Here is a 9,942-nt window from a genome sequence, read left to right as displayed (position 1 = left end):
GTCGTGCTCCAGCCCTTCCAGCCGGGCACGCCAGAACTCGCGCACTTGCCCCCGCAACGCCCGCGCACGACCCATCACACTCACCCCTAGCTCAGACGAGGTGTTGCGACAGCCCCTTGAATCCGCCACGTGGTGACGTGGATGAGGCGCTCGTGATCTTCCGGTCGCGGCGGCCCCGGCCGCTCCGAGGGGCGGGCGGCCCGGGCCGTACCATCGTGCCCGCGCCGGCGTAGCTCAATCGGCAGAGCACTCGCCTTGTAAGCGAAAGGTCCGGGGTTCGATTCCCCGCGCCGGCTCCACGACCGACGTGTCGGCCGGCCACGGCGCACTGCCGTCTCGGCCCGACCGTGTCGAGTGGGCGAACCACATCGACGAGGTGTGTGACTGCTCTCGCCGGCGAAGAGAGTGCCGCTGTTCAGCGGATACCAAGACTATCCAGGAAATGGTATTGTGATGTTTTCCTGCGATAGCTTGCACGAATGGGTGCAGACGGTCGATCGGTCTCTTACCGCGATGCCGACGCGAAACTGCACGGCGAGATGTTCCGCCCGGCGAGGCAGACCAGCGGGTTGGGTGTCCTGGTCGTGCACGGCGGAGCCGGCCGCGACGAGCACGCCGACGACCGAGCCCGGCGCCTCGCGGCGCTCGGTCACGTCGCCTTCGCCTGCGATCTCTTCGGCGAGCGGATCGCCGGGGACCGGGAGCGGATCCTCCGCGAGATCGCCGCGCTGACCAACGATCCGGACCGGGCAGGTCGGCGAGCTGGAGCCGCACTCGAGGTGCTGGCCGCTCAATCCGGAGTCGAGCGGCTCGCCGCCGTCGGGTACTGCCTGGGCGGCACCATCGTCCTGGGCCTGGCTCGCGCAGGGGTCAGCGACCTCGGCGCGGTCGCCTCGATCCACGGTGGCCTGCGCACCACCACGCCCGCCACCCCGGGCTCGGTACGCGCCCGCGTGCTGGTCAGCCACGGCGGCGCGGACCCCTACGTGCCCGCCGAGGACGTCACCGCCTTCACCGCGGAGATGCTCGACGCCGCCGCCGACTGGCAACTGCTCGTGCACGCCGGCGCCCAGCACGGCTTCACCCACACCCACGCCGACCGACACCCCCACCCCGGCGTGGCCTACCACGCCGAGGCCGACGCCCACGCCTCGGCGGCACTCGCCGCGTTCCTGGCCGCCGACCGTTGAGCGGGGTGCGCACCAGGCGCCCCGATCGAGGCGGCACCTCCCTGCGCTGCGTCGTCGTCGACCTATCGGCGACGCGCCTGGTCGGCGGCACTTCCTCTGGGGTTGCCGACGCCGGTGTCCACGTAGGCCTTGAGGCTGCCGAGAAAGTGTGCCCAGCCCTGATGGCAGGTCTCGTAGCAGTCGAGCCCTACGTTCAGTCCGTGATGGCGGAAGAACATGTCGCAGGCCCCGTGGTTACCGATGCCGATGTCGAACACGATGGACGTTCCCTCCCAGTCGGGAAGGAAGGTGCAGACCAGGACGTCCCAGACAACCAGGATCGGGCGTGCGGTGTGCACACCGAGCAGCAGCGGCTGGTCCCACCCGAAGTCGAGCCTCAGTTGGCCACCCTCGGCGCCTGATCCCGATGTCGGTGTCCACCACGCCGTGAGTCCGGCGGGGTCGGTCAACGCCTCGACAACCTTCTCGGGTGGGCCGGCGAAGGTGAGGCTCGATGCGTAGTCGACGAATCGGGGCAGCGCAGTTCCGGTCATGCGACCATCTCCTCGGCGGAGCCGTTGTTGTTCTGTGGGGGCCGAGCCGGCAGGGGTCGTCACCTGATCGAGGGCAGCGAGTTCCCCGTCTCGACGATGGTCTTGAGATTGCTCAGGATCCACGACCAGCCGACGACGCTGGCGGCCGTGCGGGGCGAGTCACCGAGCTGGTCGTGCACCAGGGTCAGCTTGCACGCGCCGCCGGGTGCGGGCTCGACCTCCCAGGTGACCCGGCTCTCCGGTTCGGCGGCCATGGTTTCGTCGTAGAGGCTGCGCCAGGTGTGGACCATGCGTCGTGGCGGGTCCCATTCCAGAATCGTGTTGTCTCCCCACAGGGTCTGACCGTCGGGGGACCAGCTCCGCAGGCGACCGCCCGGCCCGTACGTCGCGTCGAGCCGCAGGCCGTGGAAGAAGCGCTCGACGGCGGCAGGCTCGGTGATTGCATCCCACACTTTCTCCGCCGGGGCGTTGATGTAGAGCACGTAGACCTGAGTCGCACCGGCCGCGGCGTAGGGCCGTTGCGTCGGCGCCACTCCCGGGTCGGCCGGTGTCTCGGTACTCGTGTCGTTGGTGGTCACGTCGTGCCCTCCAGTCGATCTCTGAGGTCCATCAGGACGTCGAGGGTCCGCGCCCGGTACTTGTCGATCCATCGGTCCGAGATCAGCCGGATGGGCACGGGGTTGAGGTAGTGCAGCTTGCGGCGACCGTCCTTGCGTGTCGCGACCAGTCCGGCCTGCTCCAGGACGCCGAGATGCTTCATGACCCCGAAGCGGGTGAGCTCCGGCACCTCGGCCTCGAGCTCTCCCAGCGTGCGACCGTCGCGCTCGAAGAGGCGGTCGAGCAACAGACGCCGCGTCGGGTCGGCAAGGGCCCGGAACACGTCGTCGTCCTGCACCCGGCCACATTAGGTGACTTGAAAGTCACGTGTCTACATGGTCACCTGTTTGCCATGGCGTTCAGCGGCGCCGGCTCCACGTCCGGGCAATGTCTCGGCTGCCAGGCTGAGCGGCATGCGCGAGGGTCGACGCAGCCGCACCGCCGAGTACATGGCCTTGTTCCGGGCCCTGGAGGACGGCCGGCCGGGCCGGTTGTTCGCCGATCCCCTGGCGGCGTCGTTCCTCGGTCCGCCGCTGCAGCAGGTCGCGGCGGCGGCCCGGCTGCCGCTCCTGCGCGCCCTCGTGCCCTGGGTGATCGACCGGCGCTACCCGGGACCCCGGCCGTCCGCCGTCGCCCGCACCAAGGTCCTCGACGACGCCGTCACCGCGGCCATCGACGGCGGCGTCGAGCAGCTGGTGATCCTCGGCGCGGGCTACGACAGCCGCGCCTACCGCCTGCCCGGGGCGGACCGGCTGCGGGTGTTCGAGGTCGACCACCCCGACACGCAGGTGGTCAAGCGCCGCGTCCTGGGGACGTCCCCGGCGCACGTGCGGTTCGTCGCCGTCGACTTCGACCGTGACGACCTGGCCGGCGCGCTCGACGCCGCCGGCTTCCGCCCCGGCCGGCCGACCTTCGTCCTCTGGGAGGGCGTCGCCAGCTACCTCACCCCGGAAGCCGTCGACGCCACCGTGCGCTGGGCCCACGACGCCACCGGGACGGGCAGCGATCTCGCCCTCACCTACGTCCACCACGGGCTGATCGACGGCACCGTGCACTTCCCGCACGCCCGGCCGTGGGTGGACTCGGTCGCCGCCGCCGGCGAGCCGTTCGTGTTCGGCTTCGACCCCGCCGAGCTACCGACCTACCTCCGCGAGCGCGGCTGGACGCTCCGCGAGGACCTGTCGACCACCGAGGCCCTGACCCGCCACGGGCTCGACCCGTCCGGCGTGCCCGCCTTCTACCGCATCGCCCTCGCGCACCACTGAGCTCACCCGCCCCAGAACGTGTCCAGCGCGGCCTGGTCGGAGTAGTGACCGCGGCCCTCGACGATGAGCCCGTCCTCGACGCGCAGCAGCTGACAGCCGGTCACGTCGAGCCGGCGGCCGCGGTGCTCGGCGGGTCGCGTGCTGCACGGCGACGACGAAGCGGTCGCCGGCGCAGACGTCGAGCAGCTCGTTGCGGAAGGTGCCGCCGGAGAGCGGTCCGAGCCTGGCGAGGAAGTCGTCTCGGATCGCGGGCCACCCGCGGTGGGTGCCGGCGACGGGGCTCGTCCCCGGCAGCACCCAGACCGCGTCCTGGGCGAAGCAGGCGGCGACGGCCTCGAGATCGCGGGCGGCCAGGGCGGCGTAGACACGGCGCACGACGTCGACGGCGGTGGGATCTCCCATGGCGAACCCCCGGAGGCGGGACGGGACCGGAGCCAGCGTCGTGAGGGGAGAGCCCGCGCGGCAAGGCACGATCCGAGCCGTGACCCTCGACGACGTCCGTGCCGCGATCGACCGCATCGACGACCAGATCGTCGCGCTCCTCGCCCAGCGCCAGCAGCAGGTGCACGCGGCCGCCCGCTTCAAGCAGGACGACGCGGCCGTGGAGGCGCCCGCACGCCGACGAGCCCTCATGGCCCGCCTGAACGACCGCGCGGTCGAGGAGGGCGTCGACCTCGAGGTCGTCACGGCGACTTGGACCGCGATGGTCGACGCCTTCATCGCCCTGGAGCGGCGCGACGTCCACGCGCGTCAGCAGCCGGAGTAGCGCACTCTAGGAACGCGCGCCCGTGCGCTCGGCGCCGATCCCGGCGAGGACCACCGCCACGACACCGAGCGCGGCGGACGGCGTCGGGACCTGGCCGAGGAACACGAGTCCGACCGCGAGGGCGATGGCCGGCTCGAGGCTCATCAGCGTGCCGAAGGCGGCGGTGGTCAGGCGGCGCAGGGCGAGCAGCTCGAGGCTGAACGGGATCACCGGCAGCAGCAGGGCGATGCCGAGACCGGCGAGCAGCACCGTCACGCCCAGGCCTCCCGGCGATACGCTGCCGAGCAGCCCCGGTCCGGCCACGAGGGCCGCGACGAGCCCGGCGACCGGCATCGACACGGCCAGCCCGGTGACGCCGGTGACCTCGTCGCCGACGCGCTGGGTCAGCAGGATGTAGCCGGCCCAGCAGGCCGCCGCGGCGAGGGCGAAGCCGACGCCGGCGGGGTCGAGGTCGGCGGCCCACGGGTGGGTCAGCAGGACGACGCCGACCGCGGCGAGCAGGGCCCAGCCGCGCGCCCTCCCGCGCCCGCGCACGACCGCGACCCCCAGCGGCCCGAGGAACTCCAGCGCGCTGGCCGTGCCGAGCGGGATGCGGGCGAGCGCCTCGGTGAACAGGATCGTCAGCCCGGCGGTCACGACGCCGAGCCCCACGCAGGCGGCCAGGCTCCGGCGCGTGAAGGCCGACGGCCGCGGGCGCACGACCAGCACCAGCAGAACGCCCGCCCAGAGGAGCCGCAGCGCGGCCGTCCCCGTCGACCCGATCGCGTCGAACAGCCACACCGAGCTCGCGAGCCCGACCTGGACGCAGAGCATCGAGCCCGTCGCCATCGCCACCCCGGTGCGGGCGGACGAGCGGGTGGGGGAGAGCGTCGATGCCGTCACGGCGACCAGTGAAGGCGGCGCCATCGTTCGCGTCCACGTGAGATTTCTTCACGCATCGTTCGCCGAAGCAGGACAATGGGAGTCGTGGACACCCGGCGCCTGCCCCACCTCGTCGAGTTCGCCCGGCACGGCTCGATGCGGGTCGTGGCCGACGTGCTGGGGACGAGCACGTCGGTGGTCTCCCAGCAGATCGCGGCGCTGGCCCGCGAGGTGGGGACGGCGCTCGTCGAGCCGGACGGGCGCCGGTCGCGGCTGACCCCGGCCGGGCGCCGCCTCGCCGATCACGCCCGCACGATCCTGGCCGACGTCGAGACCGCCCGGCTCGACCTCGACCCGGACGCCGAGCCGCGCGGGACCGTGCGCGTGGCGGGGTTCGCGACGGCGATCCGCCGGGCGCTGCTGCCGACCGTCGAGGCGCTGGCCCGCACCCACCCGCAGGTGCGCCTGACGATCCGGGAGTACGAGCCCGCCGAGGCCCACGCGATGCTCGTCGCCGACCAGATCGATCTCGCGCTGACCTACGACTACGACCTGGCGCCCGCCGTGCTCGACCCCGACCTGACGGCGACGTCGTTGTGGTCGACGTCGTGGGGCCTCGCCGTCCCGGCGGCGGAGGTCGCGCCGGAGGGCTACGAGAACGCCCTGGCCGTCGTCGACGCCTTCCGCGGGCAGCCCTGGATCGGCAACTCCCGCAACCAGGCCGACGAGCAGGTGCTGCGCACCCTCGCGTCGATGGCCGGGTTCCACCGCCACATGACCCACGAGGCGGACAGCCTCGAGCTGGTCGAGGACCTCGTGCTGGCCGGCCTCGGTGTCGGGCTCCTGCCCGCGGACCGGGCGGTGCGGCCGGGCATCTCCGTCGTCCCGCTGGCCTCGCCCGGCGTGCGCATGCGGGCGTACGCGGTGATCCGCCGCGGGCAGAGCGCGTGGCCGCCCCTGACGCTGGTGCTCGGGCAGGTCGCGGCGAGCCGGCTCCGGGCCCCGTGACGACGCCACCCGGGCGTGCCGACATCGCGCCTGGTCAGGGGGTACTGCCACCCACTCGGTGGACGTCGCGGTAGATCCGCTAACGGGGTCGCCGGGACACTCGACGTTCCTGGCGACGACCGAGACCTCCGCGGGGAGAGATTCAGATGATCGCCCAGACCCAGACCGCCGACATCGCCACCCTCGACGTGGCGGACCTGCCCGGCACGATCGTCGTCCCGCGTCCGCGGGCCGCCGCACCGGTGGCGCCGCTGCCGACGACGGTCCCGGCGCCCGCCGACGACCACGTCGAGCTGCTCGCCGCCGAGCTCCTCTCCTCGGCCGCCGTCGTGAACTGGGTCGGCCGCCTGACGCTGCTGCTCGCGCTGGGCCTCGTCGCCTGGTTGACGCTCCTGCCCTGAGACGCACGACCGCCCCGGGCGCTCGGAGGAGCGGCCGGGGCGACCGGTGCGCCGTTGATCAACGGGGACTTTCGGCGCCTAGAAGCAGCGAACAGCACGTTCGCTGCAACACCAGGCGCGCGCGACGTCTCAGGGCGTGATGACGACCTTCAGCGCCAGGTTCGCGGCGGCGTTGGCGAACACGTCGTAGGCCTCGTCGATCTGGCCGAACGTGAACCGGTGCGTCCCCATCTTCTCGGCCGGGATCCGCCCGGACGCGACCATCTTCAGCAGGGTCGGGATGGAGACGGTGTCGACCAGGCCCATGGTCAGGCTCACGTTGGAGATCCACATGTCCTGCATCGGCAGCTCGACCGGGGTGCCGTGGACGCCGATGTTGGCGATCGTGCCGCCGGGACGGACCAGCGACGCCGCGGTCAGCAGGGTCTCCGGGTAGCCGACGGCCTCGATGGCCACGTCGACCCCGAGCCCGTCGGTCAGCGAGACCACGTCGCTGACGGTCCCCGGCCCGACCTCGACGGTGTCGGTGGCGCCGAACTCGGTCGCCTTCTCCAGGCGGAACTTGTTCGAGTCGATCGCGATGACCTTCGACGCGCCCCACAGGCCCGTCGTCAGCACGGCGGACAGGCCGACGGCCCCGGCGCCGACGACGGCGACGGTGTGGCCGGGACGGACGCCGCCGGCGAGCACGCCGACCTCGTAGCCCGTGGGCAGCGAGTCGGCGAGGAAGATCGCCTGCTCGTCGGTGACCTCGGGCGGGACGGCGTACAGCGACGTGTCGGCGTAGGGGACGCGGACGAGCTCGGCCTGGGTGCCGTCGATGAGGTGGCCGAAGATCCATCCGATACCGCCGACGGTCTGGCAGTGCGAGGGGATGCCGCGCTGGCAGTACTCGCAGCGCCCGCACTTGGTGATCGCCGGGACCAGGACGCGGTCGCCGACCGAGAAGCCGCGCACGGCGTCGCCGACCGCGGTGACCGTGCCGACCGCCTCGTGGCCGAGGATGCGGCCGTCGGTCACGGCGGCCACGTCGCCCTGCAGGATGTGCAGGTCGGTGCCGCAGATGGTGGTGGTGTCGACCTTGACCACGACGTCGGTCGGCTCCTGGACCGTCGCGTCCGGGACGTCCTCCCAGGCCTTGCTGCCGGGGCCGTGGTACACCAGTGCCTTCATCCTGTGCCTCCGTCGGTTCGCTCCCGCGGTGGCCCGGCTGCTCCCCCGCGAGCCACCGCGTCCCGACGCTAGTGGCGTGGAGCACACCTGCCTGTCCCATCCTGGGACGTCCCGGTGATGCCGACGTCGGGTCCCGATGATCACTGACCCGGTACCGGGACAGGTGCGCCTCCGGCGCTCGAGAGCAGTGTCGTGCGATAGCCGTCCATACTGCTCACCTGCGCGCAGCGCACCTACGCGATGTAGCTGATCCCGAACGCGTCGATCTTGCGGTACAGCGAGGAGCGGGCGATGCCCAGCATGGCGGCGGCCTGGTAGCGGTTGCCCCGGGCCTCGTAGAGCGCCTGGATGATCGCGTCGGCCTGCGCGGTCTCCAGCATCGTCAGCCGCGGCGCCCGGCTCGCGAAGCAGAGGGCGGGCAGGTCGGGGGCCTGGACGACGCCGACGGGCTTGCGCGCCACGACGTAGCGCAGCACGTCCTCGAGCTCGTTGATGTTGCCCGGCCACGCGTACCCCTCGAGGACGCGGATGACCTGGTGCGACAGCCGCAGCGAGCGCCCGCCGGACAGCGAGTGCAGCACCTTGAGCGCGAGGTCGGCGAGCTCGTCGGTGCGGTGGCGCAGCGCGGGGATGCGGACGGTCTCGTGGAAGTGACGCAGGAGCAGGCCGTAGGGGCGCCCGGCGTCGACCGCGGTGGTGTCGAGGCACGCGACGACCACGACGTCGCCGGCGTGGGCGAGCAGCAGGCGCAGGGCCTCGTCGAGACGCCGGGCGGCCAGCGGGGCGACCGCCTGCAGCCCGCGCAGCACGACGAGGTGGGGGCGTCCCGGCGGGCGCCGCAGCAGGCGGGCGAGCGGGGCCGCGGCGCCGTCGTCGCCCTCGGCGGTGTCGACGTCGACGACGGTCACCGCGCCGTCGCGGTGCAGCCGGCCGAACTGCTCGACGACCAGCGTCCGCTTGCCGACCCCGGCCTCGCCGACGAGCACCTGGTGGCGCCGCTGCCCGAGGTTCGCCGCGAGCTCCTGGCGGGCGCGCAACGAGGGCGTGAGCAGGTCGCGGTTGGCGCGGACCCGGGCCTCGGCGTGCTCGTGGTCGGCGGCGGCCCCGCGCAGCGAGGCGGCGAAGTCGCGCCGCGCGGTGGGCGCGACGTGCGAGCCCTGCCGGCGGCGCGCCTCGGCCTCGCGGCGGGCGACGTCGTCGACGGCGGGCCCGGCGCCGACCGCACAGCCGACGAGGCGCCCGTCGTGGCGGATCTCCCGCACCGCGATCTCCGCGCCGGCGCCCGACGGGAGGTCGACGAGGTAGGGCTCCGCGGGGTGCTCGAGCGCCAGGCCCGCGAGCGCGACGTCGGCCAGGGCCTGCTGGTCGGCGGGCGGCAGGCGGCGCGCCCCGGCCCCGAGCACGACGTCCTCGCCGTCGGTGGCCACCACCCACGCCGCGCCGTCCGCCGCGCTCGCCGCGAGGGCGTCGTGCACGGCGAGGATCCGGCCCCGGCGCCCGGCACCGTCCCGGTCGGCGATCTCGGCGGCCAGCATCCGCACGAACGGCAGGTCGCGCCCGGCGCCGTCGGCGGCGTGGCGGACCACGACGACCGCGAGGTCCCCGGCCTCGCCGGCGTCCCCGCCCCGCGCGACCGGCGCCGCGGCGGCGGCGAGGACGGCGAGCTCGGGGTGCAGGTGCTCCGGGCCCTCGACGGCGAGCGCCCGCCCCTCGTGCAGCGCGAGCGTCGCCGCCGTCGTGCCCACGACGTCCTCGGCGTGCCGGTACCCGGGCGCGAGGCAGACCGCATCGAGGATCTCGGCGAGGGCCGGGTCGGTGTCGCGACGCAGGCGCACGACGCCGTCGCGGTCGACGACCAGCACCGAGGCGTCCAGCTCGGGATGACGCCCGGGCAGGCCGTCGAGCACCCGCGCCGCCGCGGCGGTCGAGGAGCCGCCGTCGAGGCCGGCGAAGCTCGCCCCCAGCCGCGCGGTGTCCACCCCCGCGGCGCGGGCGCGCTCCCACGAGGCGAGCACCTCGGGGCGCACATCCCCCGGCTCGACGGCGTCGCGACCGTGCCGCAGGTAGCGCCGCCGCGCGGCGTCCACCGCGCGCGCAGGGGCCACGCCCGGTGACGCTAGACCGGGCGGCGGGCCCGGGACAGGCCCG

General features: G+C 73.6%; 11 protein-coding genes, 1 tRNA gene and 1 pseudogene. 6 read left to right on the top strand and 7 right to left on the bottom strand.

Going from position 1 to position 9,942, the window contains the following annotated elements; genetic code table 11:
* Positions 1-223: 223 nt before the first annotated feature.
* Both QSK03_RS09610 and QSK03_RS09605 read left to right on the top strand, forming a co-directional pair.
* Positions 224-299, top strand: a tRNA-Thr gene (locus tag QSK03_RS09610).
* Between the two features lie 180 nt (positions 300-479).
* Positions 480-1,190 carry a dienelactone hydrolase family protein gene (locus QSK03_RS09605; protein ID WP_352231966.1) on the top strand — a complete coding sequence of 237 codons (711 nt, stop codon included), beginning with the start codon at positions 480-482 and terminating at the stop codon, positions 1,188-1,190.
* Positions 1,191-1,252: 62 nt separating this feature from the next.
* On the opposite strand, the gene QSK03_RS09600 is transcribed toward QSK03_RS09605, so the two are convergent.
* The 3 genes from QSK03_RS09600 to QSK03_RS09590 are packed head-to-tail and all read right to left on the bottom strand — an operon-like array spanning position 1,253 to position 2,618.
* Positions 1,253-1,723, bottom strand: coding sequence for an SRPBCC family protein (locus tag QSK03_RS09600; RefSeq protein WP_285650899.1), 471 nt, complete (start codon positions 1,721-1,723; stop codon positions 1,253-1,255).
* 59 nt (positions 1,724-1,782) lie between these two features.
* Positions 1,783-2,301 (bottom strand): SRPBCC family protein, encoded by a 519-nt coding sequence (locus QSK03_RS09595; protein ID WP_285650897.1) that lies wholly within the window; start codon positions 2,299-2,301, stop codon positions 1,783-1,785.
* Positions 2,298-2,618, bottom strand: coding sequence for an ArsR/SmtB family transcription factor (locus tag QSK03_RS09590; RefSeq protein ID WP_285650895.1), 321 nt, complete (start codon positions 2,616-2,618; stop codon positions 2,298-2,300). Before QSK03_RS09590 ends, QSK03_RS09595 begins: the two co-directional genes overlap by 4 nt.
* Positions 2,619-2,733: 115 nt before the next feature.
* Between QSK03_RS09590 and QSK03_RS09585 the strand changes: the two genes are divergently transcribed.
* Positions 2,734-3,585, top strand: coding sequence for an SAM-dependent methyltransferase (locus QSK03_RS09585; RefSeq protein ID WP_285650894.1), 852 nt, complete (start codon positions 2,734-2,736; stop codon positions 3,583-3,585).
* A 162-nt stretch (positions 3,586-3,747) separates the two neighbouring features.
* On the opposite strand, the pseudogene QSK03_RS33120 reads toward QSK03_RS09585, so the two are convergent.
* Positions 3,748-3,987: pseudogene (locus QSK03_RS33120) on the bottom strand (nuclear transport factor 2 family protein); the annotation flags it as partial.
* 79 nt (positions 3,988-4,066) lie between these two features.
* On the opposite strand from QSK03_RS33120, the gene QSK03_RS09580 reads away from it, so the two are divergent.
* Positions 4,067-4,351 carry a chorismate mutase gene (locus QSK03_RS09580; protein ID WP_285650892.1) on the top strand — a complete coding sequence of 95 codons (285 nt, stop codon included), beginning with the start codon at positions 4,067-4,069 and terminating at the stop codon, positions 4,349-4,351.
* A 6-nt stretch (positions 4,352-4,357) separates the two neighbouring features.
* On the opposite strand, the gene QSK03_RS09575 is transcribed toward QSK03_RS09580, so the two are convergent.
* On the bottom strand, positions 4,358-5,233 hold the full coding sequence (locus QSK03_RS09575; RefSeq protein WP_285650891.1) for an EamA family transporter: 876 nt from the start codon (positions 5,231-5,233) through the stop codon (positions 4,358-4,360).
* 84 nt (positions 5,234-5,317) lie between these two features.
* Between QSK03_RS09575 and QSK03_RS09570 the strand changes: the two genes are divergently transcribed.
* Together QSK03_RS09570 and QSK03_RS09565 are read left to right on the top strand one after the other, a co-directional pair.
* Positions 5,318-6,220, top strand: coding sequence for a LysR family transcriptional regulator (locus tag QSK03_RS09570; protein ID WP_285650890.1), 903 nt, complete (start codon positions 5,318-5,320; stop codon positions 6,218-6,220).
* Positions 6,221-6,366: 146 nt separating this feature from the next.
* On the top strand, positions 6,367-6,621 hold the full coding sequence (locus QSK03_RS09565; protein ID WP_285650889.1) for a hypothetical protein: 255 nt from the start codon (positions 6,367-6,369) through the stop codon (positions 6,619-6,621).
* Between the two features lie 129 nt (positions 6,622-6,750).
* Here the strand turns inward: QSK03_RS09565 and QSK03_RS09560 are convergent, their stop codons facing one another.
* The gene (locus QSK03_RS09560) at positions 6,751-7,794 is read right to left on the bottom strand and encodes an alcohol dehydrogenase catalytic domain-containing protein (protein ID WP_285650887.1); all 1,044 of its coding nucleotides are present in this window, start codon (positions 7,792-7,794) and stop codon (positions 6,751-6,753) included.
* Between the two features lie 233 nt (positions 7,795-8,027).
* Positions 8,028-9,899 (bottom strand): helix-turn-helix domain-containing protein, encoded by a 1,872-nt coding sequence (locus QSK03_RS09555; protein ID WP_285650885.1) that lies wholly within the window; start codon positions 9,897-9,899, stop codon positions 8,028-8,030.
* Positions 9,900-9,942 lie beyond the last annotated feature (43 nt).

Origin of the sequence: Actinomycetospora sp. NBRC 106375 (genome assembly GCF_030269665.1) — a bacterium.
Taxonomy (GTDB): Bacteria; Actinomycetota; Actinomycetes; order Mycobacteriales; family Pseudonocardiaceae; genus Actinomycetospora.
The sequence above is the reverse complement of the archived record's forward strand: the minus strand, read 5'-3'. Positions and strand labels throughout refer to the sequence as shown.

Bases quoted from the DNA above. Each gene is read 5' to 3' on its own strand.
- QSK03_RS09565 (WP_285650889.1), top strand. From the start codon at position 6,367: ATGATCGCCCAGACCCAGACCGCCGACATCGCCACCCTCGACGTGGCG.
- QSK03_RS09585 (WP_285650894.1), top strand. From the start codon at position 2,734: ATGCGCGAGGGTCGACGCAGCCGCACCGCCGAGTACATGGCCTTGTTC.
- QSK03_RS09600 (WP_285650899.1), bottom strand. From the start codon at position 1,723: ATGACCGGAACTGCGCTGCCCCGATTCGTCGACTACGCATCGAGCCTC.
- QSK03_RS09605 (WP_352231966.1), top strand. From the start codon at position 480: ATGGGTGCAGACGGTCGATCGGTCTCTTACCGCGATGCCGACGCGAAA.
- QSK03_RS09560 (WP_285650887.1), bottom strand. From the start codon at position 7,794: ATGAAGGCACTGGTGTACCACGGCCCCGGCAGCAAGGCCTGGGAGGAC.